Raw genomic sequence first — 219 nt, 5'->3', positions numbered from 1 at the left:
AATAAAAATTTACTTACTTCTTCCAGATTGTTAAAGAACGTACAGCACTTGATCTCTAAAAGATCAAACCTAAATCGCAACCAGTAACGGCTGACTTACGTTTGAACTTTTTGGTGGAGGATGACGGGATCGAACCGACGACCCCCTGCTTGCAAAGCAGGTGCTCTCCCAGCTGAGCTAATCCCCCATGGGTATTGCATAAAACTGGTAGGGCTGGTT

At 44.7% G+C, this 219-nt stretch carries 1 tRNA gene; it reads right to left on the bottom strand.

From position 1 onward, the window contains the following. Positions 1-111 precede the first annotated feature (111 nt). Positions 112-187, bottom strand: a tRNA-Ala gene (locus ACUJB0_RS31760). Positions 188-219 lie beyond the last annotated feature (32 nt).

The sequence above is a fragment of the Duganella caerulea genome, assembly GCF_040362985.1.
In the GTDB taxonomy this organism is placed as follows: domain Bacteria; phylum Pseudomonadota; class Gammaproteobacteria; order Burkholderiales; family Burkholderiaceae_D; genus Rugamonas; species Rugamonas vulcania.
This window is presented reverse-complemented; position numbering and strand designations above follow the sequence as displayed.